Source organism: Bradyrhizobium sp. A11 (genome assembly GCF_042077125.1).
Taxonomy (GTDB): Bacteria; Pseudomonadota; Alphaproteobacteria; order Rhizobiales; family Xanthobacteraceae; genus Bradyrhizobium; species Bradyrhizobium japonicum_B.
On the sequence record NZ_CP149509.1, the window covers coordinates 5825729 to 5848390 of the forward strand.

Below are 22662 nucleotides of genomic sequence, written 5' to 3' on the forward strand. Positions count from 1 at the left end.
ATCCGGAGTGAGGTGGGCTGGGACTAGGGATATAGGTGCGGCGAGCCGAAAAGTTAGGTTTGTCAGGATTATGCGCGCTGTTCACAGCCCTCCCGTCATTCCGGGGTGCGCGAAGCGCGAGCCCGGAATCTCGAGATTCCGGGTTCGATGCTACGCATCGCCCCGGAATGACGGGAAAAGCTTGAACCCGCCCCGGTTCCACGCTTCCATAGCCCCATGTTCAGGACGTTTCGAGGCGGCCAGAGCGGGGGCTGGCGTGTGACCTCGATTGCACCGGTGACGGGCGAGCCCCTGCCCTTCGTGCCAGCGCTGTCGGTGACCGACAGCGAGGCCGTGTCGTTGCCGCTGGTGCCCTCGCGCAATGCGTGGCGGCTGGTCGGCGTTGCCAGCAGCTTGCGCTACACCGAGCGGGCCGAGAAGGAGAAGCTCGTCGCCGTGCAGGCCGGCCTCGGCCGTCCCGAGGCGACCTCCGCGGCGCTGATCCCGATCCGCAAGTCGCAGGCCTGGTGGGAGCTGACGCAGGAGGAGCGGCGCAAGATCTTCGAGGACAGATCGCACCATATCGCGAGCAGTCTTCGTTTCCTGCCGGCGATCGCGCGCCAGCTCTATCACTGCCGCGACCTCGGCGAGCCCTTCGATTTCCTCACCTGGTTCGAATTCGCCCCCGCGCATGCCTCGCTGTTCGAGGAGCTGGTTACGATGCTGAGGCAGACCGAGGAATGGACTTACGTCGAGCGCGAGGTCGACGTGCGCCTGGTGAAGGAAGTGCTGTCGGCCTAATGCTCCAGGAAACGCCCGGACTCGATGCGCGGCAGGTCGGTGACGGGCCAGTTGTAGACATAGGTCCAGGCCTTCTCCGCGGTGCCGTCGGGCGACGTCACCTCGACCAGCCGGCGCAGATATTCGGTCGGCTCGGGAAAGCCTTCGCCGCAGGCTTCGTACATGTCGAGCTCGCGCAGCAGCTCGTCCGGCACGCGCATCCGAAAGAGCTCGCCATGGACGAGATCGGTGGCCGCGCCCGACAGCAGCAAGCCCGGATAATGCTTCACCAGAACGAGCCGGCCGCGGCAGGTCGCTTCACCGAGAAAATCGGCGTGCCCCGCCAGCAGCCGCGCCATCGGATGGTCGAAGCCGCGCATCAGGGTGCCGTAGACGAAGAGGCGATCGGAGGTCATGCTGTTCTAACGTTGCGACGCCGGGGCAATATCGTTACTCCGTTTAGACACGTAATCGTTTCATAGGCAATCAGGATGGACCTGCATACGGCCGAGGCGGCCGATCAACTGCTCGGCGAAGCTGACATTCCGCCCGTGCATGAGGTGAATGCGCGGGGGACGTCGCCTTTCCTGCTCACCTCGGATCATTACGGACGGATATTGCCGCGCGCGCTCGGCGACCTCGGCGTCGCCGAGGCCGAGCTGACGCGGCACATCGCCTGGGACATCGGCATTGCCGGCGTCGCCGAGCACCTCGCAACGCTGCTGGATGCCCATCTGATCGCGCAGCGCTATTCGCGGCTCGTGATCGACTGCAACCGCCCCCCTGCCGCGGCAAGCTCGATCCCGGTCGTCTCCGAAGCAACCGCGATCCCGCGTAACGAAGGCATTTCGGATGAGGAGCGCGCGGCGCGGCGGCGCGAGATCTTCGAGCCCTATCATCGTCGCATCGATGCCGCGATCGACCGCCGCGTGCGCGCCGGCCGGCCGACCGTGCTGGTGTCGCTGCACAGCTTTACGCCTGTCTATGCCGGCGTCGCGCGGCCCTGGCACATCGCCGCGCTCTACAATCGCGACACCGTGCTGCCGCAGCTGCTGCTGAAGCATCTGCGCGCGGACGGCGACCTCGTCGTCGGCGACAACGAGCCTTATGCGGTGAGCGACCTCACCGACTACACCATCCCCGTGCACGGCGAAGGGCGCGGCCTCGTCAACACCGGCATCGAGATCCGGCAAGACCTGATCGCGGACCAGTCCGGCCAGCGGCAATGGGCCGAACGGCTGGCCGGGATTCTTGCAGCGATACTTGGCGAGATCACGGTCGAGCAGACCGCGAAGCGTCTGGTGTAAGGCTCACTTCGCCCGCGTCAGCGCCAGCCAGATCCCGCCGCCGATCATGAAGCCGCCGGAGATGCGCGACATCATCCGCGTGCGGCGCGCCGAGAAGAACTTTCGCGCGCGGCCGGCGGCGATGGCATAGAGCGCGTCCGTCATCACGGCGGTGACCATGAAGGTGGCGCCCAGCAGCGCGACCTGCGGAAAGTGCGGCTGGTTCATGTCCATGAACTGCGGGATGAAGGCGCCGAAGAACACCAGCACCTTCGGGTTCGACAGCAGCACCAAGAACCCCTGAAGGAAGAAGCCGCCGCGCGGCGGCGGAGGCGGCGTGTCGACATCGACGCCCTCGACCGGCGCCCAGATCAGCCTGATGCCGAGCCAGATCAGGTAGGCGGCGCCGGCAAAGCGCACCCAGTCGAACCAATAGCCCATGGTCGCCATCAGCGAGGTCAGGCCGACCGCGACGATGCCGATGACGATTGCAAGTCCGGCCTGGGCGCCGGCCACGTTGGTGAGCGCGGCCCGCGTGCCGTGGCGCAGGCCGTTGGCGATGACGAGGGTCACGATCGGCCCCGGCAGCAGCGCCAGCGCAATGCAGGCGGCGACGAAGGCGAGATAGGCTTGCATGGACATCATGGGAGGGACTCGGCTGAAAGCGGTTTGGAGCCATTAATGCATGCGAGAGGCGGAAACGGAAGCGCGCTTGTTCCCCTCTCCCCGCGTGCGGGGAGAGGGTCAGGGTGAGGGGGAGTCTCCGCGGGGACGGTGAGAGAAGGACTCGCGGAGGCTCCCCCTCACCCGGAATTCAAGCTGCGCTCGAATTCCGGCCTCTCCCCGCACGCGGGGAGAGGCGAAGACGCCCCTTCACCTTACGTCCAGCGCAGCCATCACCCACGTCTTCATTTCCTGGGTTTCGAGGAACGCCAGCGCCGCTTGTTGCACACCACATCGTCAGTTCTTCGGCAGGCCGGCAGCCGCGCGCGCGGGGCCGGTCAGCTCGAGGATGTGCAGGCCGGTATTGGCGCGGTCGACGATGTAGATGTAGCCGCGGTCGTCGGTCTCGACATTGTTGGTCTGGATCGCCACCTTGCAGCGCTCGCCGCCTTCGATCGGAATGCAGCGCTTGTCGGTTGCAGCGGTGATCGACGGAATGAAATGGCCGACCTCCCTGGGATGATAGGGATCGCGGATGTCGAGCGCGCGCACGCCGGCATTGAAGAAGGCGATGAAGGCCATCTTCTTGTAATAGACCGGCGCCATGCTCTCGTTCGACGAATGCGCGCCGAAGCGGCCGCCACGCTGGCAGAACTGCCCGCTCGCCTCCGGCACGGTGTAGCTCGAGATCATCATCGGCCGCGTCTCGGTGGTGACGTCGGCGAACCACACCATCTGCCGCGCCTCGCCGCATTCGTTGAGGATCGCTTCGTTCACGATCATGACGATGTCGCGGGTCTTGCCGTCCTTGTCCTCGGAAAATTCGGCAATCGGCATGTCGAGCATCGGAAACGTGGTGTGCGCGCCGTTGAAGGCGGACATCGGCAGCCGCGCAATCTCGGGATAGCGCAGATTGTCCGGCGTCGGCTCCTTTGCCCCGCTCAGGAGCTTGTTGCGGTCGACGATCTGCAATATGCCGCCCTTGTTGGTGCCGTAGCCGAAATAGACGCGGTTGCCGTTGGGCCCGGTCGAGATCGGTCCGTGCAACGCAGTCGGCACCGCGCCGGTCGAGCCGGGCTCCTGACCCGGCAGACCAAAGTCGCGGATCTTGTGCGGGCGCGCCGGATCGGAGAGATCGTAGACTTGCGTCATGCGCCGCGTGCGCCAGTCCGGCGGCCCCGAGACGAGATAGGCAATGCCGGTGTCGCATTCCCACCAGCTCTTGTGCGTGTCCTTCAAGCCGCCGAGGCGCGTGATGAGCACCGGGCTGGCGGGATCGGTGACGTTCCAGATCTCATGCGCCTCGCTGCCGAAGGTCCTGAGCATGTAGACCGCATTGGGATCGCCCTTCGGCAATGCCTTGCCGTCGCAGACCCGCACCATCTGTGCGCCGCCGGATTCGTACTTGCCCTCCTGCCCCGGCAGGTGCCGCAGATATTTCGGACGCGCGGGATCGGTGACGTCGACAATGGACGTTCCGTTCGGCTCGGCCTTGCCCGTCATCGGGTTGACGGGCGCGGGCACATCCTCCGTGCCGCCATGATGGCCGATATAGGCGATCCAGCGGTCGCCCTGGTGATGGATGGTCGGTTGATAGGCGCTGCGAGCCTGGAGGTCATGATAGCCGACGAGCTTCATGTTGGACGCTTCAGGCGGCGCGCCGACGGTTTGCTTCTGGGCGTGGACCACGTTGCTGCAGGCGAAGAGGACAACGGCGGCAGCAAGTGAAGCGCAACGGAACATGAAAGTCCTCCCGGAACCAGTCTGCGCTGGCTGAGATGAGAAGCTAGCACGGCCGATTGCGCGCGACAAAAAGCTCGATTCGAGAGTCCAGGTTCGCGCTTCGCGCGCCCAAAATGAGGTCCCGCTTGACATGCAACCATTTGGTTGCCTATCATCGTTGCCATGGACGAGGTCTTCAAAGCGCTCGCGGATGCATCGCGACGCTCGCTCCTGGACCGGCTTCACGCCAGGAACGGCCAGACGCTGAACGAGCTCTGCGAGGGCCTTGCGATGACGCGGCAGGCCGTAACCAAGCACCTTGCGATTCTGGAGGATGCCAATCTCGTCACGACCATCAGGCATGGCCGGGAGAAGCTGCACTACATCAACCCGGTGCCGATCCATCAGATCGGCGAACGCTGGATCAGGAAATTCGAGCGCGGCAAGCTCACCGCGCTCGGCGAGTTGAAACGTCAGTTGGAGAAGCGCGATGAGTAAGCCGGACTTCGTCTACGTGACCATATCGGAAACCGGCGATGCGCCGACGATCCCGCCCGCGGCGCTTGGTATAGAAGGAGTTATGTGATGAACATCGGGCAATTCAAGCCGCTGACCGTCTACACCATCTACATCGCCTCCACGCCGGAGAAGGTGTGGCAGGCGCTGACCTCGGCCGAGTTCAGCAAGCAGTATTTCTTCGGCAATTCCGTCGAGGTCGAGCCGCGCCTTGGCGGCGCGTTTACGGTGCGCACGCCTGACGGCGCGCTGCACATCAGCGGCGAAGTTCTCGCCTACGATCCACCGCGAAAGCTCGCGGTCACGTTCAACGTCAACTGGCCGGAATTGATCGAGAAGCTCGGTCCGACGCTCGTGACCTACGAGATTGAGCAGGCTGGCGATGCGGTTCGTCTCACCATGAGCGAAGGCCACGACCGGCCGCTCAGCGACGACATCCTCGCCGGCGGCCGCTCGGGCTGGCCCGCGATCCTGTCCAGCCTCAAGAGCCTGCTGGAGACCGGCAAGCCCCTGGCGGTGAAGATGGGTCCGCCGCAGCGGATGCTGGATGCGCTGAAGGCGATGGGGATCAAGACGCCGTAGGCGTTCGTCGTTCCAGCGAAACTATCGCAGGGTGGGCAAAGCGAAGCGTGCCCACGCATCTGTTGCGGTATTGAGCTGGTCGTGGGCACGGCGCAAGTGCGCCTTTGCCCACCCTACGACACTGCCCAAGGGACGAAGGCAGCGAGCTACACCGGCACCACCAGGCGCCGGTAGAGATGCCAGGTCGCATGCCCGAGCACCGGCAGCGTCACGATCAGCCCGAGAAAGTAGGGCAGCGCCGAGACGATCAGCAGCATCACGATCACGGCGGCCCACGAGATCATCGGCAGCGGGCTCGTGACCACCGCGCGCACGCTCGTCACCATCGCCGTGACGAAATCGACCTCGCGGTCGAGCAGCAGCGGAAACGACACCACGGTCAGCGAGAACAGGATCAGCGACAGCACGGCACCGACCGCATTGCCGATGCCGAGGAACAGCAGCCCCTCGTTGGTCGTCAGCACCACCGTCATGAACTCCTGAAGGCTCGAGAACGAGGCGTTCAAGCCGAGCAGCAGCGCGATCAGGAGCCGCACCTGGTACATCCAGACCACGAATACGAACAGCGTGACGAACGCCATCCAGCCGATCTCGCTGCGCGAGCGCACAGCCGACCAGATCGCGCCGAAGGAGACCGGCTGGCCGCGCTCGCGGCGGCGGCTGACCTCGTAGAGGCCGATCGCCACGAACGGTCCGATCAGCGCGAAGCCGGCCGCAAGGGGATAGACCAGATAGACCATGCCGAAGGCGGTGAAGCACAGCATGATGGCGATGCCGCCGGCGGCGTAGAGCGCGCCGAAGCACAGACCGTAAAGCGGCAGTGCCTGGAAATCACGCAGCCCCTCGACCAGCGCTTCGGCGATGTCGTTCGCCGCGATGGGACGCACCACCGGATCGACCTTGCCCGAAACGGACATCAGCATCCTCCACAGATCGGCGCGATCTTGCGTCGCGCGCGGCTTGAACGCGATATTAGCGCCACTGCGCGCAGGTGCAACTTAATGCCGGATGACGGCAAGGAGCGGCGGCCAGCAGAGCCACGCCTCGAATTCTTTACTCTTCCATGTGATTTTCGAGCAGATTGCTATGGACTGAGCCGACAATCGTCCGCAAATTTTACCTTCAAACCAACGCGCGATGATCAGAACGGACCGCCCAACAGATGAGCCTGCGTACCCGGTTACTGATCCTCGTCATCGCGGCCATGCTGGTACCGGCGATTCTGGTCGGGCTGCGGTTCATGCAGAACCGGACCAGCGAGATCGATGCGGCGCTGGCCAATCTGGCCGCGTCCGCCGACGACATCGCGAGCGATCTGGACGAGAAGATCCAGGGCACCGCCCAGCTTCACTATGGTCTCGCTCGTGCGCGCGACCTCGACACGCGCGACAAGGCGGCGTGCTCGGCGTTTCTGTCGGATGTCCGCGAGGAATATCCGCAGTTCACGGGCATCCTGACCATCGATCCTGACGGCAGACTGTTCTGCGACTCGCTGCGCACCAACCGCACGCTCGACCTGAACGACCGCGGCTATTTCAAGGAGGTCAAGACTCTTCAAGGCGTCGTCGCGGTAGAGCCGGTGTTCGGCCGCCTCACTGGACTCTCGGTGCTCCAGATCGCCTATCCCGTGCGATCAGAGACGGGCGCGCTGAAGTTCGTGCTGCTCGCGTCGTTCAACCTGAACAAGTTCGCGGAGTTTCACGACAAGCGGCTGCTCGCCGAAAAGGATATCCTCTTCGTCGATGCCAAGGGTACAGTCCTGGCCGCGCCCAAGGGCGGCGGCTGGCGCGAGCCCGTCGGCGGGTCCATTGCGGGCTCCGACCTGTTTCGCTTCGCGGCAGCGCCCGACGGCGAGCCATTTCGGGAGGTCACCGACCGCGGGGGCCACACGCAGATCTGGGGCGTTTCCCGCAATGCCTCGATCCGCAAGGCCGGCCTCTACATCCTGGTCGGACGTTCCAAGGACGGACTGGTCGCGGCGGCCAACCGCCGGCTCTACGAGGACATGGCGATTCTCGCAGTGGCCTTGCTGATGCTCCTTGCCGGCTTGTGGATCCTCACCACGGTGAGCATCGGGCGCCAGGTCGGGCGGCTCGCCGTGATGGCGAAAAGGCTCGGGCGCGGCGATCTCAGCGCACGAATTCCGCCGCCCCATCCGCGCGGCGAGCTCGGCGGATTGATGACCCTGCTCAACGGCACCGCCGAGTCGCTCGAGCAGCAACGCGCCGCCATTGCCGACCTCAGCCACAAGCTCAGCCAGTCCCAGAAGATGGAAGCCATGGGCCAGCTCACCGGCGGCGTGGCGCATGACTTCAACAATCTCTTGACCGTCATCCTCGGCAATTCGGAGCATCTTGCCGACAGGCTGGCGGGCAACAAGGAATTGCAGCGGATCGCCGGCGACATCGCGACCGCCGCCGAGCGCGGCTCCGACCTGACCCGCAGCCTGCTCGCCTTCGCACGCAAGCAGCCGCTCCGGCCGAGAGAGGTCGACATCGCCGAAAAGATCCTCGGCATGGAGCAGCTGCTGCGCCGGACCCTGGGCGAGCACATCGAGTGCAACTTCACGTTCGCGCCGGGTTTATGGCTTGCCAGCGTCGATCCCGGCCAATTGGCAACCGCGGTTCTCAACCTCGTGCTCAACGCACGCGACGCGATGCCGGAAGGCGGCAAGCTGACCGTCGAGGTCCGCAACAGCTCGCTCGGCGAATCCGACCTCGACGTCAACGGCGAGCCGCGGCCCGGCGACTACGTCATGGTGGCGGTTACGGATACCGGCAGCGGCATGAGCTCCGAAGTGGCGAGCCGCGCGTTCGAGCCGTTCTTCACGACCAAGGAGGTCGGCAAGGGGACCGGCCTCGGCCTGAGCATGGTCTACGGGTTTGCACAACAATCCGGCGGGCTCGTGCAAATGCAGTCGGAGCCGGGACAAGGCAGCGTCGTCAGGCTGTTCTTTCCCCGTCTCGCAACACCGCCGAGCGAAGATCCGCCGCCTGCGGAGCGGACCGTCACACAGGCGGAGCGCGAGACCATCCTCCTCGTCGAGGACGACGACATGGTGCGCGCCTATGTCGAGAACGAGCTGAAGGCGCTCGGCTACCGCGTCATCACCGCCTCGAACGGGCCCGCGGCGCTGGAATTGCTGCGCCGAAGCGGGGAGATCCAGTTGCTGCTGACCGACGTCGTGATGCCCGGCGGCATGTTTGGGCCGGAGCTCGCAAGACAAGCAACGGCGCTGCGGCCCGATCTCAAGGTGCTGTTCACCTCAGGCTACAGCCAGGATCCCGTCAAGACGCCGGACGGGATCAACGCCCGCATCCTGACCAAGCCGTTCCGGCGGCAGGATCTTGCCGCGATGCTGCGGTCCGCCCTGGCAACGCCGCCGCGATAGTTAGACGCGCGATGCGAGCAGAAGCGCCACGGCGAGATTGGCCGCGAACAGGCCCGCGTCGATGACGAAGATCCTGAGCATCGGGCCCTTCAGCACCGGCCAGTAGGCGACCCCGACCCGGCCGCCGCGCATCAGCACCGGAACATTGTAGGCGAACTGGCTGAAATGGCAGGCGGCGAAGAACACGAACAACACGAGCTGGGCTTCGACCGGCTGGAAGAAGGACGGACGTGCCGCCAGAAGATAGAGCGACAACAGCCCTATCGGCAGGTTCATTCCGCCGAGGAACGCAACGCTGGCCGCCAGGGTCGGCGCGATCGGATTGCTGCGCTCTTCGCGCGGCAGCAATATCTTCAGCGTGTTGGTTTGCGCGATGCTGAACTGGATGAAGGCGCCGACGAACCAGAGCGTGTTGAGGAGCAGGACGATATCCGAAACACGCATGGTCATTTTCCGTAGAAGGCTTCGCTGCGGATGACGCGGCCGGCATCGTCGAAATCCATGAATTCGCTGGCGCGGGTGTCGCCAAGCTGCCACCACACGGTCAGCCGCGCGATCGTATCGTCCCAGCTCCAGCTCAATATCTTCAGGTCGGCGCTTTCGATGTGGCCATAGGCCCTCTGCCAATAGGCGCGGATGTTCTCGGCCCCCGCCACGACCGCGGAGCCGGTCAACGTCAACGCCAGAGGGCTGCGCATCTGCGCGTCGGCGGCAAGATGCGCGACGACGGCGTCGATATCGACCTTGCGCCAGCTCGCGCACCATGCCGCGACGAAGGGCTCGGCGGCCGCGCGATTCATCGTCCGTCCGGTCATGGCATGGCCCTTCCCCGCTCGTTTGCGCGGAGAGTGGCAAAGCCGGCCTCTCATGTCAATCATGTTGACTTGATAGATCGTCAATTGTGGTCGGCAATCGCCTCCATGACGGCCATCCAGGCCGCAGCCCCGGGCGCCCCGACGCGATCGAACGCATCGCGCATGACCTTGCGCTCGTGGTCCGAGGCCCGTTGCTCGATGCGCTGCCCGGCGGCGGTCAGTCGCAGCAGCTTCGAGCGATGCTGCTCGGGCGCGCGCTTCGAGGTCACGAGCTTGCGCTCCAGCAGCAGATTGAGCGGCCGGTTCAGCGCCTGCTTGGAAATGCCGAGAACTTCGAGCAACGCACCGATCGCGATATCGGGCCGGCGCGCCACCACGTAGAGGATGCGATGGTGCGGACGCGACAGGCCCTGCTTGGCAAGATATGCGTCCGCCTCAAGCGTCATCCCGCGCCAGCCGTAATACATGAGCTCGAGCGCTGCATCGAGATCGTGCAGCTTGTCGAGCGAGGCGCGGTGAAGTCCCGCGGCTTGAGGCGCCTTTGCCATGATCAACGTCAGCCCTTGGCCCGCAGCTCGCGCCGCAGCACCTTGCCGGTGGCGGTCATCGGCAGCGTTTCGGCGAATGCGACGAAGCGCGGATATTCGTGCGCGGCGAGCTGCACCTTGACGAACTCCTGGATTTCGCGGGCGAGCGCGTCGGTGCCGGTAAAGCCGGGACGCAGCACGATCCACGCCTTGATCGATTCGGTGCGGATCGGATCGGGGATGCCGACGACCGCGGCCATCGCCACCGAGGGATGCTTCATCAGCGTGTGCTCGATCTCGGACGGACCGACGCGATAGCCGGCAGTGGTAATGACGTCGTCCTCGCGGCTGACATACCAGAAATAGCCGTCCTCGTCCTGCACGCCGAGATCGCCGGTGAGCAGGAACGCGCCGGCATATTTCTTCGCGGTCGCCTCCGGATTGCGCCAATATTCGAGCATGGTGACGGGGCACGGCTGGCGCACGCCGATGATACCGCGCTGGCCGCGCGGCAATTCCTCGCCCTTGTCGTTGACGATGCGGACGTCGAAGCCCGACGTCGCCTTGCCCATCGAACCCGGGCGGATCGGAAACAAATTGGAGTTGCTGCCGATCACGAGATTGCACTCGGTCTGGCCGAACACCTCGTGCGCGTCGATGCCGAAGGTCTCGCGCACCCAGCCGAGCAATTCGCCGCCGAGCGATTCCCCGCCGGTGAAGATGCTGCGCAGCTTGACGCCGGTATGCTTCACGCCGGCCTGCCGCATCAGCTTCAGCGCGGTCGGCGGCAGGAAGACGTTGCGCACGGAAAGATCGGCCATCATCTGCATCGCCGCCTGCGGCTCGAACTTGCGCGCACGATGGCCGACCAGGGGGATGCCGTGATACCAGAACGCGAACAGGCCGTTGATGAGGCCGCCGATCCAGGCCCAATCCGCCGGCGTCCACATGAGATCGCCGGGCCTGGGCAGGAAGTTGTGGCACATCTCGACGTTGGGCAGGTGGCCGAGCACGACGCGGTGCGCATGCAGCGCGCCCTTGGGATTTCCTGTCGTGCCCGAGGTGTAGATGATCAGCGCGGGGTCATCGCACGAGGTGTCGACCCGCGCGAAGTCGGGTGATGCCGCCTTCACCGCATCCCAGAACGATGTCGTGCCAGCCGGTGCACGCGTGCCGACGATATAGACGTTCTTCAGCTCCGGCAGGCGGTCGCGGATCTTCGCAAGCTTCTCCCAGCCGCCCTCGTCGGTGACGATGGCCTTGGCCTCGGAGTTGGACAGGCGAAATTCCAGCGCGTCCTCGCCGAACAGGGCGAACAGCGGGATCGAGATCAGGCCGGAGCGGAACGCCGCCATATGCGCGATCGGCAATTCCAGCGACTGCGACAGGAAGACCGCGACGCGGTCGCCGCGCGCCAGACCGTCCGCCTTCAGCACATTGGCAAAGCGGCGCGACATCTCGGCGACCTCGTCGAAGGAGGTGCGGCTGGTCCCGCCGTTCTCGTCGACATAGATCAGCGCGAGCCGCCCGGTGCCGTCGGCATGGCGATCGCAGCACGCCTCGGCGATATTGAAGCGCGCCGGGATGTCCCAGCGGAAGTTGCGGACGAGTTCGTCATAGGTCGCGGCTTCGGTCAGCATGGCTTGGCGTTTTCCGGGGTCTTGTTATTCTTGTGCAGTCTAGTCTAGGGCCGCGAACGCACGGGACAAGCCCCGCGCCGTCATTCCGGGGCGCCGAAGGGCGAGCCCGGAAGCCATCGGGCCGCAGGAAACGCCGCTTGATGGATTCTCTGATGCGCAATTGCGCATCATAGCTCGACGCTGGCGCGTCGCCCCGGAATGACGAGGCAGTTACCGCACCGTCGCGAAGAACTTCCTGACATCGCGCACGAACAGCTCGGGCTGCTCGAACGCGGCGAAATGGCCGCCCTTTTCCATCTCGCTCCAATGGGTGATGTTGGGAAAGTTCGGCTCCATCCAGCGCCGCACCGGCGTGATGATCTCCTTGGGGAACGCGGCGACGCCAGTCGGCACCTCGACCACAGGCGTGGTGCGGCGCTTGCCGAAACTTTCCCAGTAAAGCCGCGCCGAGGAGGTCGCCGTCTCCGTCGCCCAATAGAGCATGACGTTGTCCAGCAGTTCGTCCTTGCTGAAGATGTTCTCGGGGTGTCCGTCGCAATCGGTCCAGGCCCAGATTTTTTCCAGGATCCAGGCCGCCTGCCCGCTCGGCGAATCCGTGAGGCCATAGCCGAGCGTCTGCGGACGCGTCGATTGCTGCTTGGAATAGCCGGAGTCGAGATCGACATAATGCTTGAGGCCGGCCAGCGCGCGCTTCTCTTTCGCCGTGGGCTCGCCCTCGATGCGCGGCGGCGAGTTGAAGGACAGCGTGATGTGGATGCCGGCGCAATGTGTGGGGTCCTGCGCGCCGAGCGAGGTCGTCACGGCCGAGCCCCAATCGCCGCCTTGCGCGCCGTAGCGCGTGTAGCCCAACCGGTCCATCAGCTTGGCCCAGGTCGCGGCGATGCGATCGACGCCCCAGCCGATCTCTTTGGGTTTGGCCGAGAAACCGAAGCCCGGCAGCGAGGGACAGATCACGTGGAACGCATCGGCGGGATCGCCGCCATGCGCAGCGGGATCGGTGAGCGGCGCGATCACCTTCTGGAATTCGACGATCGAGCCCGGCCAGCCATGGGTGATGATCAGCGGCAGCGCGTTCGGCTCCTTGGAACGGGCGTGGATGAAGTGGATGTCGAGCCCGTCGATCTCGGTGGTGAACTGCGCGAAGCGGTTGAGCTTCGCCTCGCGCGCCCGCCAGTCGTAATCCCTGGCCCAGTAGGCGCAGATCTCCCGGATCCACTTCAGCGGCGCGCCCTGACTCCAGTCGTCGACCAGCTCCGCTTCAGGCCAGCGCGTGCGTTCGAGGCGCGATTTGAGGTCGATGAGGGTGTCGTCGCTGACGGCGATGCGGAACGGTTTGATGGTGCTCACGGGAGAGGCCCTGCTCATCGGAGGTTCTCGTCATGGCCGGGCTCGTCCCGGCCATCCACGTTCTTCCTTACCACTTTGAAGAACGTGGATGCCCGGCACAAGGCCGGGCATGACGAGGGCGATAGTCTGTCAGCTCCTGGCACGCCTTTCGGAGCGGCCGTCTAGCCCGACAGCGCCGCCTTCACCAGGCCGCTGGCCTTGCCGAAATCCATCTGGCCGGCGTATTTCGCGCGCAGCACGGCAATCACCTTGCCCATGTCCTTCATGCCGGCAGCACCGGTCTCGGCGATCGCATCCGCGATCGCCTTGTTCACCTCGTCGTCGGCCATCTGCTTGGGCAGGTAGGCCGAGATCACCGCGATCTCCTCGCGCTCCTGGGCTGCGAGTTCGGCGCGGCCGCCCTTGTCGTAGAGCTCGACCGCCTCCTGGCGTTGCTTGATCATCTTCTGGAGCACACCGAGCAGGTCGGCGTCCGACAGCGGCGGCTTGCCGTTGCCGCGGGCGTCGATGTCGGCGTTCTTGATGGTCGAGTTGACCATGCGCAGCGTGGACAGCTTGCGCTCGTCCTTGGCCTTCATGGCCTCCTTGACCGCATTGTTGATGTCGTCGCGCAGCATGGTCGCCTCGTTTGGAAACAGTCCGGAAAGACTCGTGATCTACAACAATAACCTAGCCCAATATAGGTGCTTGCATGAAGACCGGAAAGCATCTCGCCCTGCTGGCAGTCTGCCTGGTGGTGCTTTGGGCAAGCCGTTTTGGCCCCTACACCTGCGACACGCTGCCGGGCTTCACGGGAGAAACCGGCTCGAGCTGGCTCGCGATCGCCGCGAACGGCCTATTTCTGATCCTGTTGATGTACCTGCCGGTCTACGACTTCGTATCCCTGATGACGTACATGCTCGGTTGGGAGCCGAAGTTCGATCCGCTCGTGGTTTACGAGGGTGAGCACTCGCCACAATTGATCCCGGTCTCGACGAAGGCGCGGCCGGTGCTCTACGTGGTTGATCTTGCCGTGGTCGGCTTCTTCCTTCTGCCGCTGTGGACCAAGGCGGCCTATTGCGGGTGAGCGCCTAGCTCGCGAACCATTCGGTGAGCGCGCGCACGGTCGCATCCGGCTGCTCGGCCTGCGGCAGGTGCCCGCAGCGATCCAGGATCACGAGCCGCGCGCCGGCGACGGCCTCGGCCATCTCCTTCGAGAACGCGTTGGGAATCGTGTTGTCGGCATCGCCCGTCAGCACCAATGTCGGACAGGTGATGGCGGACAGCGTCGGGCGCGAGTCCACCCGCGCGATGATCGCGGCCTGCTGCCGCAGATAGCCCGCGACGCCGACATCCTCGTCCTGTGCGTGCACGAGCTTGAGGATCTCGGCATCGTCGCGCCGTGACGGATGCACCAGCTCCGGAAAGCTCTCCTCGCGAATGGCGCGGAGCTCGCCGCGCCTGGCGCGCGCCATCAGGCCCTGGCGGCGCGCGGTCGCCTCGGGGGTATCGGGCCGGGCCTGGGTGTTGATCAGCGCGAGTTTTGCCACCCGCTCGGGCGCCTGGCGCATGATCTCGAGCGCGATGTAGCCGCCCATGGAATGGCCGGCGAGGGCGAAGCGCGGCGGCGCCTCGCTCAGCACCCGGGCCGCGATATCAGACATGTTGTCGTCGCGGATATGGTTGGCGATCATCACGGGGCCAAGTCGCCACAGCGCCAGGATGACGGGGGCATAGATCCGGGCCGAAGAGGCCAGCCCCGGAACCAGCAGAATCGGGGTCGTCTGGTCCATTATTGCCTCGCAAGCCCCTGAGATTGCCGGAAATTATGCGGCCGAGCTTAAGGGCCCAAGGAGGCCTGTCAAATATGCAAAAACGCATGTGAATCCGACCTCTGGCGCTTTGACGGCGGCGCCCGCGGGGACTATGAAACGCGCTCATGACACAACATGACAACGATCCCGCCTGGCCGGACCACAAACCGACCGCGCTCCTCGTGCTCGCCGACGGCACGGTGCTCGAAGGCTTTGGTCTCGGTGCCGAAGGCCACGCCGTCGGCGAGGTCTGCTTCAACACCGCGATGACCGGCTATGAGGAGATCCTCACCGATCCCTCCTATGCCGGCCAGCTCATCACCTTCACCTTCCCGCATATCGGCAACGTCGGCACCAACGACGAGGATATCGAGACGGTGAACATGGCGGCGACGCCGGGCGCGCGCGGCGTGATCCTGCGCACCGCGATCACTGATCCCTCGAACTACCGCGCCACCAAGCATCTCGACCAGTGGCTGAAGGCGCGCGGCATCATCGGCCTCTCCGGCATCGACACCCGGGCGCTGACCGCGCTGATCCGCAGCAAGGGCATGCCCAATGCCGTGATCGCGCATTCCAGGACCGGCGAGTTCGACCTGCATGGCCTGAAGGAAGAGGCGCGCGAATGGCCGGGCCTCGAGGGCATGGATCTCGTGCCGATGGTCACCAGCGGCCAGCGCTTCACCTGGGACGAGACGCCCTGGGCCTGGGACAAGGGCTTTGGCCGGCAGGACAAGCCGGAGTTCAACGTCGTTGCCATCGACTACGGCATCAAGCGCAACATCCTGCGCCTGCTCGCCGGGGTCGGCTGCAAGGTGACGGTGGTGCCGGCGACGACCTCGTCCGAAGACATCCTGGCGATGAAGCCGGACGGCGTGTTCCTGTCCAACGGTCCGGGCGACCCGGCCGCGACCGGCAAGTATGCCGTGCCTGTGATCCAGGACGTCATCAAGTCGGGCACGCCGACCTTCGGCATTTGTCTCGGCCACCAGATGCTGGGCCTTGCGGTCGGTGCCAGGACCAAGAAGATGCATCAGGGCCATCACGGCGCCAACCATCCCGTCAAGGACGAGACCACCGGCAAGGTCGAGATCACCTCGATGAACCACGGCTTTGCCGTGGACGAGACGACGCTGCCGAAGGGCGCGACGCAGACCCACATTTCCTTGTTTGACGGCTCCAATTGCGGCATCCAGCTCGACGGCAAGCCGGTGTTCTCGGTGCAGTACCACCCCGAGGCCTCGCCCGGCCCGCGCGACTCGCACTATCTGTTCCAGCGCTTCGCCGACCTGATGCGGCAGAAGAAGAGCGCGTAAGGCGACAACACCACCCGGCGGATAAGTCCGCCGGGGCCCGGCTCCGTCACGGACGCATGAACATGAAGTCCGTGTCCGGATCGCAGTTCTCGGCGATGAAGCGCAGCTCTGCCTGGATGTCGGCGACCGACCTCGTCTCCAGATATTTCGAAATCACCAAATTTAGCAATGCCCGGCAGACGGCCTCGTGCCCGAGGCCTGCAGTCTCCGCCTCGTCGACGGCCGCCGAGAAATGACGCTGCGCAACGTCGGATGCGTACATGGCGTTCCCTCTTCTTCCCTCGAACTTGCGTGCCCGCCAACGGCCGCCAGTGCCTTGATCTCGGTCAAGCCGGCGTATGGAGTGTCGTCAGGAACAAGAGCGCTTGCGCCCGCTTGATTCCGGTCCGTTGCCTGTGGGAGTCTCCATGTCCGTCGTCCGCGACCATGCCGAGCCGCTCGCCATCGTGTTCGAGGACGATGGCCTCGTGCCGAACAACATCCTCCCGTTCCTGGTCTACCAAAGCGCGGTGAAGCTCGATCCGAAGCACCCGGAAGCGACCATCGAAGACCTGTTCGAAGGCAATGGCTGGGGCGGCACATGGCGCAATGGCGTCTACGATTATCTGCATTATCACGCGACGGTGCATGAGGTGCTCGGCGTCGCGCGCGGCAGCGCGCGCGTCCGCTTCGGCGGCGACCACGGCCAGGAGCTGGACATCAAGGCGGGCGACGTCGCGATCCTGCCCGCCGGCACCGGGCATCAATGCATCAAGGCGAGCGACGATTTCTGCGTGATCGGGGCCTATCCGCCAGGCGCAAAGATGGAGATCACGCGCGCGACGCCGGAGAACCACGCCAAGGCGCTGACGACGATTCCCCAAGTCGCGCTGCCGCCGGCCGATCCCGTGACGGGGAGGGACGGCGCGTTGATGCGGCTGTGGCGGTAGTTACAAGCGAAGGTGCGTAGGGTGGGCAAAGCGGAGCGTGCCCACGCATTATTTTGCGATCGAGAGAGATGGTGGGCACGGCGCGCGAAGAGCGCGCCTTTGCCCACCCTACGACAGCGCAGCCTACGCCGCGTTGCTGCCTTCCTGCCGCGTCGCCTCGAACAGGAACCAGGTGCGGCGCTCGGTCTCGTCGATGAAATTTTCCAGGATGCTGGCGCTGGCGACATCGCCGGCCTCGTCGCAGACCTCGTGGGCCTTGCGCATCGCGGCCGCGACGTGCTTGTTGTCCTGCATCAGTTCGCGCAGCATTTCCCTCGGCGGGACGTAGTCCTCGTTGTTGTCCTTGATGGTCTGGAGCTTTGCGACCTGGCCAATCGACTTCAGGGTGGTACCGCCGATCTTGCGGACGCGCTCGGCAAGCTGGTCGGTGGTGGCGAAGATCTGGTCGGACTGCTCGTCGAGCAGCAGATGGTAGTCGCGGAAGTGCCGCCCGCTGATGTGCCAGTGGAAATTCTTGGTCTTCAGATACAGCGCGAAGGCGTCGGCCAGAAGCACGTTGAGCGCCTCCGAGACCTTCTTGACCCCGTCGGGCGACAGATCGGTGGGGGTATCGAGATCGGGCGAGACCTTGTTGTTGGTTTTGCTCACGGGAGACCTTCCTGTTAGGACGCGGACATTGACGGCGCGCCGTCGCACCCCTAACGCAAGGCGGGCAGCGCCGGTTCCCGATCAGGAACCGTTTGGCCGGGACCTTCGGATACCATGGACGATTGGATCGATTATTACGACTCCACGCATACGATCTATGTCAGCAAGCTGCATCGCGACTTGCACTTCCAGATCATCGCGCGGGACATCATCGGCTACATCTCCTCGCCCGACGCGGTGGTGCTCGACTATGCCTGCGGCGAGGCGCTGTCGGCGAACCAGGTGGCGGCCGCCTGCGGCCAGCTGATCCTGGCCGAGCCCGCGCCAGGGGTGCGCGGCCGGCTGATTGCGCGCTTCGCCCCCAACACCAGGATCCGCGTCCGCTCGCTCGATGACGTCCGCAACATGCAGGACCAGTCGATCGACCTCGTGGTGATGAACTCGGTCGCGCAATACATGGCGCCGGACGAGCTCGACGCCGCGCTGCTCACCATCCGCCGGATCCTGAAGCCCTCCGGCAAGCTGGTGCTGGGGGACATCCTGCAGCCCAATGTCGGCATGTTCAGGGACGTCTTGGCGCTGCTCGGCTTCGGCCTCCGCCACGGCTTCCTGAAGGATGCGCTGATCGGGCTGATCAGCACCGCGCTGTCGGACTACCGCCATCTGCGCACGCGCATCGGGCTGCAGCGCTACAGCGAGGACGAGATCACCGCCAAGCTGAGGGCCGCCGGGTTCGCGGTCCAGCGCGCCCACGGCAATATCGGCCATAACCGCTGGCGCATGACCTTCATCGCCCGGCCGCCCCTGGTTGGTTAAGCTTAACAATTAGCCGTTGTAGCTTGTCGCGCTGCAATCGGTCATGATCGCCGCGGCCCGGTGGCGGAAGCGTCTACGCGAGGGCGGTGCAACGCTCTTCATCCTGGTTCAAATCCAGGCCGGGTCTCCACGCTTCGCCCCTTCGGGGCTACGCGTGGCGCAGCCACGCAAGACCCGCAGGGGCGAAGCGTGTCCGGCGTAGCTGGAGCCAAGCGGAAGCGTAGACGGACTGCCCGCTGGCTGGCACCACCCAAAACCTGAAAATTGCCGGTTGATGGGCATTTTTCGGGGTTTCGCCGCCCCGAAAACTGGTCTAAGACCCACCCGCGCGCGAGGGGAGACCACCGCGCTCTCGGCCACAGGGACGCGCAGCAGCGCGCCCTTTTTTTGTGCCCAAATTCCACTTCGGCGAGAGTTGATGCCCAAACGTACAGACATCACCACCATCCTGATCATCGGCGCCGGTCCCATCGTGATCGGCCAGGCCTGCGAGTTCGACTATTCGGGCACCCAGGCGGTGAAGACGCTGAAGGAAGAGGGCTACCGCATCGTCCTCGTCAATTCCAACCCGGCCACCATCATGACCGACCCGGAATTGGCCGATGCGACCTATATCGAGCCGATCACGCCCGAGATCGTCGCCAAGATCATCGAGAAGGAACGCCACGTCATTCCCGGCGGCTTTGCGCTGCTGCCGACGATGGGCGGCCAGACCGCGCTGAACTGCGCGCTGTCGCTGCGCCGCCAGGGCACGCTCGACAAGTTCGACGTCGAGATGATCGGCGCGACCGCCGACGCCATCGACAAGGCGGAGGACCGCCAGCTGTTCCGCGAGGCCATGACCAAGATCGGGCTCGAGACGCCGAAGTCGCGGCTCGCCAACGCGTCGGCCTTGAAGAAGTCGTTCCGCGACAAGTACCTCGCCGAGCGCGAAAAGCTCTCCGGTGCCGCGCTCGAGGAACATGAGCGGCAGTGGACGCTGGGCGAGAGCGATCGCCGCAAGCGCTACCAGGAGTACGCGCTCGGACAGGCGATGATGGCGCTGTCCGAGATCGGCCTGCCGGCGATCATCCGTCCCTCCTTCACCATGGGCGGCACCGGCGGCGGCATCGCCTACAACAAGGAAGAGTTCCTCGATATCATCGAGCGCGGCCTCGATGCGTCTCCCACCAACGAAGTGCTGATCGAAGAATCCGTGCTCGGCTGGAAGGAGTACGAGATGGAGGTGGTGCGCGACAAGAAGGACAATTGCATCATCGTCTGCTCGATCGAGAACCTCGATCCGATGGGCGTGCACACCGGCGATTCCATCACGGTGGCGCCGGCGCTGACGCTGACCGACAAGGAATACCAGATCATGCGCGACGCCTCGCTGGCAGTGCTGCGCGAGATCGGCGTCGAGACCGGCGGCTCCAACGTGCAGTTCGGCGTCAATCCGGAAGACGGCCGCATGGTCGTCATCGAAATGAATCCGCGCGTGTCGCGCTCTTCCGCTTTGGCTTCGAAGGCCACCGGCTTCCCGATCGCCAAGGTCGCCGCCAAGCTCGCGGTCGGCTACACGCTCGACGAGATCGCCAACGACATCACCGGCGGCGCCACGCCGGCCTCGTTCGAGCCGACCATCGACTACGTCGTCACCAAGGTGCCGCGCTTCGCCTTCGAGAAATTCCCCGGCGCCTCCACCACGCTGACCACGTCGATGAAATCGGTCGGCGAAGTCATGGCGATCGGCCGCACTTTCCAGGAAAGCCTGCAGAAGGCCTTGCGCGGGCTCGAGACCGGCCTCACCGGCCTCGACGAGATCGAGATCGAGGGCCTCGGCCGCGACGACGACAAGAACGCGATCCGCGCCGCGCTCGGCACGCCGACGCCGAACCGCATTCTTCAGGTCGCCCAGGCCATGCGGCTCGGCTGGTCGAACGAGGACATCTTCAAGTCCTGCAAGATCGATCCCTGGTTCCTTGGCGAGATGCGCGGCATCGTCGACATGGAAGAGAAGGTCAGGAAGCACGGCCTGCCCGGCAACGCCTTCGGCATGCGCACGCTCAAGGCCATGGGCTTCTCCGACGCGCGGCTCGCGGTGCTGGCCGAGACGACGGAAGCCGAGGTCACCGCGAAGCGCCATGCGCTCGGCGTTCGCCCCGTCTACAAGCGCATCGACACCTGCGCGGCCGAATTCGCCTCGCCCACCGCCTACATGTATTCGACTTACGAGGCGCCGTTCGCGGGCGCGCCGGCGGACGAGAGCACCCCGTCCGACAAGAAGAAGGTCATCATTCTCGGCGGCGGACCCAACCGGATCGGCCAGGGCATCGAGTTCGACTATTGCTGCTGTCACGCCTGCTTCGCGCTGCATGATGCCGGCTACGAATCCATCATGGTCAACTGCAACCCGGAGACGGTGTCGACCGACTACGACACTGCCGACCGGCTCTATTTCGAGCCGCTGACCGCCGAGGACGTGCTGGAAATCATCGCCAAAGAGCGCAGCAATGGCACGCTGCACGGCGTGATCGTGCAGTTCGGCGGCCAGACGCCGCTGAAGCTGGCACGCGCGCTGGAAGCCGCCGAAGTCCCGATCCTCGGAACCTCGCCCGATGCCATCGACCTGGCCGAGGACCGTGACCGCTTCAAGCGCGTGCTCGACAAGCTTCGCCTCAAGCAGCCGAAGAACGGCATCGCCTATTCGGTCGAGCAGGCCAGGCTCGTCTCCGCCGATCTCGGCCTGCCGCTGGTGGTGCGGCCGTCCTACGTGCTCGGTGGCCGCGCGATGCAGATCATCCGCGAGGAGAATCAGCTCAACGACTACCTGCTCGGCACGTTGCCAGAACTGGTGCCGGCCGACGTCAAGGCGCGCTATCCGAACGACAAGACCGGGCAGATCAACACCGTGCTCGGCAAGAACCCGCTGCTGTTCGACCGCTATCTGTCTGATGCCACCGAGATCGACGTCGACTGCCTCTGTGACGGCAAGGACACCTTCATCGTCGGCATCATGGAGCACATCGAGGAAGCCGGCATCCATTCCGGCGATAGCGCCTGCTCGCTGCCGCCGCACTCGCTCGGGCCCGAGATGATCGAGGAGCTGGAGCGTCAGACCCGCGAGCTCGCGCTCGGGCTCGACGTGGTCGGCCTGATGAACGTGCAATACGCGATCAAGGACGGCGAGATCTACGTGCTCGAGGTCAATCCGCGTGCCTCCCGCACCGTGCCCTTCGTCGCCAAGGTGGTCGGCACCCCCGTCGCCAAGATCGCCGCGCGCATCATGGCGGGCGAGAAGCTCGCCGATTTCAAGCTGAAGAAGGCGAAGCTCAAGCACGTCGGCGTCAAGGAATCGGTCTTCCCCTTCGCGCGCTTTCCCGGTGTCGACACGGTGCTCGGCCCCGAAATGCGCTCGACCGGCGAGGTCATGGGCATCGACCGCAACTTCGAGGTCGCCTTCGCCAAGAGCCAGCTCGGCGGCGGCACGCGGGTACCGCGCAAGGGCACCGTGTTCGTCTCGGTGCGCGAGAGCGACAAGACGCGGATCGCCGAGGCGGTGCGCGAACTGCATTCGCTCGGCTTCAAGGTGCTGGCGACCTCCGGCACGCAGCGCTTCCTGACCGACCAGGGCATCCCGACCGAGAAGGTGAACAAGGTGCTGGAAGGACGGCCGCACATCGTCGACGCCATCACCAACGGCGACGTCCAGCTCGTCTTCAACACCACGGAAGGCCCGCAGGCGCTGGCCGACAGCCGTTCGTTGCGGCGCGCGGCCCTCTTGCATAAAGTGCCGTATTACACCACTCTTTCCGGGGCCGTGGCGGCCGCGCAGGGCATCCGGGCCTATCTGGGCGGGGACCTTGAGGTTCGTACCCTGCAGAGCTACTTTTCGGAAACCTGATTGCTAGCGGCGGTGAAACCGCCGCTAAG

General features: G+C 65.0%; 23 protein-coding genes and 1 tRNA gene. 11 read left to right on the plus strand and 13 right to left on the minus strand.

The window, feature by feature from the left end; genetic code table 11:
• The first annotated feature begins 216 nt into the window (after positions 1–216).
• On the plus strand, positions 217–780 hold the full coding sequence (locus WI560_RS27340) for a chlorite dismutase family protein (RefSeq protein WP_375305689.1): 564 nt from the start codon (positions 217–219) through the stop codon (positions 778–780).
• Here WI560_RS27340 and WI560_RS27345 read toward each other — a convergent pair.
• Complete coding sequence (locus tag WI560_RS27345) at positions 777–1175, minus strand: gamma-glutamylcyclotransferase (RefSeq protein ID WP_375305690.1); 399 nt, start codon at positions 1173–1175, stop codon at positions 777–779. The genes WI560_RS27340 and WI560_RS27345 overlap by 4 nt on opposite strands.
• Before the next feature lie 75 nt (positions 1176–1250).
• On the opposite strand from WI560_RS27345, the gene WI560_RS27350 reads away from it, so the two are divergent.
• A complete protein-coding gene (locus WI560_RS27350) occupies positions 1251–2066 on the plus strand; it encodes an N-formylglutamate amidohydrolase (RefSeq protein WP_375305691.1) in 816 nt (271 codons plus the stop codon).
• 3 nt (positions 2067–2069) lie between these two features.
• Here WI560_RS27350 and WI560_RS27355 read toward each other — a convergent pair whose 3' ends face one another.
• Both WI560_RS27355 and WI560_RS27360 read right to left on the minus strand, forming a co-directional pair.
• Positions 2070–2690: a LysE family translocator gene (locus tag WI560_RS27355; RefSeq protein ID WP_375305692.1), complete on the minus strand. Its 621-nt coding sequence runs from the start codon at positions 2688–2690 to the stop codon at positions 2070–2072.
• 315 nt (positions 2691–3005) lie between these two features.
• Positions 3006–4451 (minus strand): LVIVD repeat-containing protein, encoded by a 1446-nt coding sequence (locus WI560_RS27360; RefSeq protein ID WP_375305693.1) that lies wholly within the window; start codon positions 4449–4451, stop codon positions 3006–3008.
• Positions 4452–4613: 162 nt separating this feature from the next.
• Between WI560_RS27360 and WI560_RS27365 the strand changes: the two genes are divergently transcribed.
• Entirely contained in the window at positions 4614–4928 is a 315-nt protein-coding gene (locus tag WI560_RS27365; RefSeq protein ID WP_375308925.1) for an ArsR/SmtB family transcription factor, read from the plus strand.
• 87 nt (positions 4929–5015) lie between these two features.
• Positions 5016–5528, plus strand: a complete 513-nt coding sequence (locus WI560_RS27370; protein WP_375305694.1) for an SRPBCC family protein — start codon at positions 5016–5018, stop codon at positions 5526–5528.
• Between the two features lie 146 nt (positions 5529–5674).
• Here WI560_RS27370 and WI560_RS27375 read toward each other — a convergent pair whose 3' ends face one another.
• Positions 5675–6445 carry a DUF2189 domain-containing protein gene (locus WI560_RS27375; protein ID WP_375305695.1) on the minus strand — a complete coding sequence of 257 codons (771 nt, stop codon included), beginning with the start codon at positions 6443–6445 and terminating at the stop codon, positions 5675–5677.
• Between the two features lie 245 nt (positions 6446–6690).
• Here WI560_RS27375 and WI560_RS27380 point away from each other — a divergent pair, with 245 nt between their 5' ends.
• Positions 6691–8919, plus strand: a complete 2229-nt coding sequence (locus WI560_RS27380; protein WP_375305696.1) for an ATP-binding protein — start codon at positions 6691–6693, stop codon at positions 8917–8919.
• Here WI560_RS27380 and WI560_RS27385 read toward each other — a convergent pair whose 3' ends face one another.
• The 6 genes from WI560_RS27385 to WI560_RS27410 all read right to left on the minus strand — a co-directional run bounded on the left by WI560_RS27385 (position 8920) and on the right by WI560_RS27410 (position 13865).
• Complete coding sequence (locus WI560_RS27385; protein ID WP_375305697.1) at positions 8920–9363, minus strand: hypothetical protein; 444 nt, start codon at positions 9361–9363, stop codon at positions 8920–8922. It abuts the gene before it with no gap.
• A gap of 2 nt (positions 9364–9365) precedes the next feature.
• Entirely contained in the window at positions 9366–9734 is a 369-nt protein-coding gene (locus tag WI560_RS27390; RefSeq protein ID WP_375305698.1) for a nuclear transport factor 2 family protein, read from the minus strand.
• Positions 9735–9814: 80 nt separating this feature from the next.
• Complete coding sequence (locus WI560_RS27395; protein ID WP_375305699.1) at positions 9815–10282, minus strand: MarR family winged helix-turn-helix transcriptional regulator; 468 nt, start codon at positions 10280–10282, stop codon at positions 9815–9817.
• An 8-nt stretch (positions 10283–10290) separates the two neighbouring features.
• A complete protein-coding gene (locus WI560_RS27400) occupies positions 10291–11901 on the minus strand; it encodes an AMP-binding protein (protein ID WP_375305700.1) in 1611 nt (536 codons plus the stop codon).
• Positions 11902–12111: 210 nt separating this feature from the next.
• A complete protein-coding gene (locus tag WI560_RS27405; RefSeq protein WP_375308926.1) occupies positions 12112–13248 on the minus strand; it encodes an epoxide hydrolase family protein in 1137 nt (378 codons plus the stop codon).
• 161 nt (positions 13249–13409) lie between these two features.
• A complete protein-coding gene (locus WI560_RS27410; RefSeq protein ID WP_257176575.1) occupies positions 13410–13865 on the minus strand; it encodes a GatB/YqeY domain-containing protein in 456 nt (151 codons plus the stop codon).
• 74 nt (positions 13866–13939) lie between these two features.
• Between WI560_RS27410 and WI560_RS27415 the strand changes: the two genes are divergently transcribed.
• Positions 13940–14314, plus strand: coding sequence for a hypothetical protein (locus WI560_RS27415; protein ID WP_375305701.1), 375 nt, complete (start codon positions 13940–13942; stop codon positions 14312–14314).
• Between the two features lie 4 nt (positions 14315–14318).
• On the opposite strand, the gene WI560_RS27420 is transcribed toward WI560_RS27415, so the two are convergent.
• A complete protein-coding gene (locus tag WI560_RS27420) occupies positions 14319–15020 on the minus strand; it encodes an alpha/beta fold hydrolase (RefSeq protein WP_375305702.1) in 702 nt (233 codons plus the stop codon).
• 146 nt (positions 15021–15166) lie between these two features.
• On the opposite strand from WI560_RS27420, the gene carA reads away from it, so the two are divergent.
• Complete coding sequence (gene carA / locus WI560_RS27425) at positions 15167–16357, plus strand: glutamine-hydrolyzing carbamoyl-phosphate synthase small subunit (RefSeq protein WP_257196554.1); 1191 nt, start codon at positions 15167–15169, stop codon at positions 16355–16357.
• Positions 16358–16403: 46 nt separating this feature from the next.
• Here carA and WI560_RS27430 read toward each other — a convergent pair whose 3' ends face one another.
• Positions 16404–16619, minus strand: coding sequence for a hypothetical protein (locus WI560_RS27430; RefSeq protein WP_024340377.1), 216 nt, complete (start codon positions 16617–16619; stop codon positions 16404–16406).
• Between the two features lie 145 nt (positions 16620–16764).
• Here WI560_RS27430 and WI560_RS27435 point away from each other — a divergent pair, with 145 nt between their 5' ends.
• On the plus strand, positions 16765–17286 hold the full coding sequence (locus WI560_RS27435; RefSeq protein ID WP_257196555.1) for a cupin domain-containing protein: 522 nt from the start codon (positions 16765–16767) through the stop codon (positions 17284–17286).
• Between the two features lie 123 nt (positions 17287–17409).
• Here the strand turns inward: WI560_RS27435 and WI560_RS27440 are convergent, their stop codons facing one another.
• Entirely contained in the window at positions 17410–17934 is a 525-nt protein-coding gene (locus WI560_RS27440; RefSeq protein WP_375157183.1) for a Dps family protein, read from the minus strand.
• A 114-nt stretch (positions 17935–18048) separates the two neighbouring features.
• On the opposite strand from WI560_RS27440, the gene WI560_RS27445 reads away from it, so the two are divergent.
• The 3 genes from WI560_RS27445 (at position 18049) to carB (ending at position 22633) form a co-directional block, all read left to right on the plus strand.
• Positions 18049–18750, plus strand: a complete 702-nt coding sequence (locus tag WI560_RS27445; RefSeq protein WP_028134469.1) for a class I SAM-dependent methyltransferase — start codon at positions 18049–18051, stop codon at positions 18748–18750.
• 54 nt (positions 18751–18804) lie between these two features.
• Positions 18805–18880 (plus strand) — tRNA-OTHER (locus WI560_RS27450).
• A gap of 288 nt (positions 18881–19168) precedes the next feature.
• Positions 19169–22633, plus strand: a complete 3465-nt coding sequence (carB, locus tag WI560_RS27455; protein WP_257176569.1) for a carbamoyl-phosphate synthase large subunit — start codon at positions 19169–19171, stop codon at positions 22631–22633.
• The last annotated feature ends 29 nt before the right edge of the window (positions 22634–22662 follow it).

Coding starts and splice junctions, on each gene's coding strand:
- WI560_RS27340 (WP_375305689.1), top strand. CDS start 217: ATGTTCAGGACGTTTCGAGGCGGCCAGAGCGGGGGCTGGCGTGTGACC.
- WI560_RS27345 (WP_375305690.1), bottom strand. CDS start 1,175: ATGACCTCCGATCGCCTCTTCGTCTACGGCACCCTGATGCGCGGCTTC.
- WI560_RS27350 (WP_375305691.1), top strand. CDS start 1,251: ATGGACCTGCATACGGCCGAGGCGGCCGATCAACTGCTCGGCGAAGCT.
- WI560_RS27355 (WP_375305692.1), bottom strand. CDS start 2,690: ATGATGTCCATGCAAGCCTATCTCGCCTTCGTCGCCGCCTGCATTGCG.
- WI560_RS27360 (WP_375305693.1), bottom strand. CDS start 4,451: ATGTTCCGTTGCGCTTCACTTGCTGCCGCCGTTGTCCTCTTCGCCTGC.
- WI560_RS27365 (WP_375308925.1), top strand. CDS start 4,614: ATGGACGAGGTCTTCAAAGCGCTCGCGGATGCATCGCGACGCTCGCTC.
- WI560_RS27370 (WP_375305694.1), top strand. CDS start 5,016: ATGAACATCGGGCAATTCAAGCCGCTGACCGTCTACACCATCTACATC.
- WI560_RS27375 (WP_375305695.1), bottom strand. CDS start 6,445: ATGTCCGTTTCGGGCAAGGTCGATCCGGTGGTGCGTCCCATCGCGGCG.
- WI560_RS27380 (WP_375305696.1), top strand. CDS start 6,691: ATGAGCCTGCGTACCCGGTTACTGATCCTCGTCATCGCGGCCATGCTG.
- WI560_RS27385 (WP_375305697.1), bottom strand. CDS start 9,363: ATGCGTGTTTCGGATATCGTCCTGCTCCTCAACACGCTCTGGTTCGTC.
- WI560_RS27390 (WP_375305698.1), bottom strand. CDS start 9,734: ATGACCGGACGGACGATGAATCGCGCGGCCGCCGAGCCCTTCGTCGCG.
- WI560_RS27395 (WP_375305699.1), bottom strand. CDS start 10,282: ATGGCAAAGGCGCCTCAAGCCGCGGGACTTCACCGCGCCTCGCTCGAC.
- WI560_RS27400 (WP_375305700.1), bottom strand. CDS start 11,901: ATGCTGACCGAAGCCGCGACCTATGACGAACTCGTCCGCAACTTCCGC.
- WI560_RS27410 (WP_257176575.1), bottom strand. CDS start 13,865: ATGCTGCGCGACGACATCAACAATGCGGTCAAGGAGGCCATGAAGGCC.
- WI560_RS27415 (WP_375305701.1), top strand. CDS start 13,940: ATGAAGACCGGAAAGCATCTCGCCCTGCTGGCAGTCTGCCTGGTGGTG.
- WI560_RS27420 (WP_375305702.1), bottom strand. CDS start 15,020: ATGGACCAGACGACCCCGATTCTGCTGGTTCCGGGGCTGGCCTCTTCG.
- carA (WP_257196554.1), top strand. CDS start 15,167: ATGACACAACATGACAACGATCCCGCCTGGCCGGACCACAAACCGACC.
- WI560_RS27430 (WP_024340377.1), bottom strand. CDS start 16,619: ATGTACGCATCCGACGTTGCGCAGCGTCATTTCTCGGCGGCCGTCGAC.
- WI560_RS27435 (WP_257196555.1), top strand. CDS start 16,765: ATGTCCGTCGTCCGCGACCATGCCGAGCCGCTCGCCATCGTGTTCGAG.
- WI560_RS27445 (WP_028134469.1), top strand. CDS start 18,049: ATGGACGATTGGATCGATTATTACGACTCCACGCATACGATCTATGTC.
- carB (WP_257176569.1), top strand. CDS start 19,169: ATGCCCAAACGTACAGACATCACCACCATCCTGATCATCGGCGCCGGT.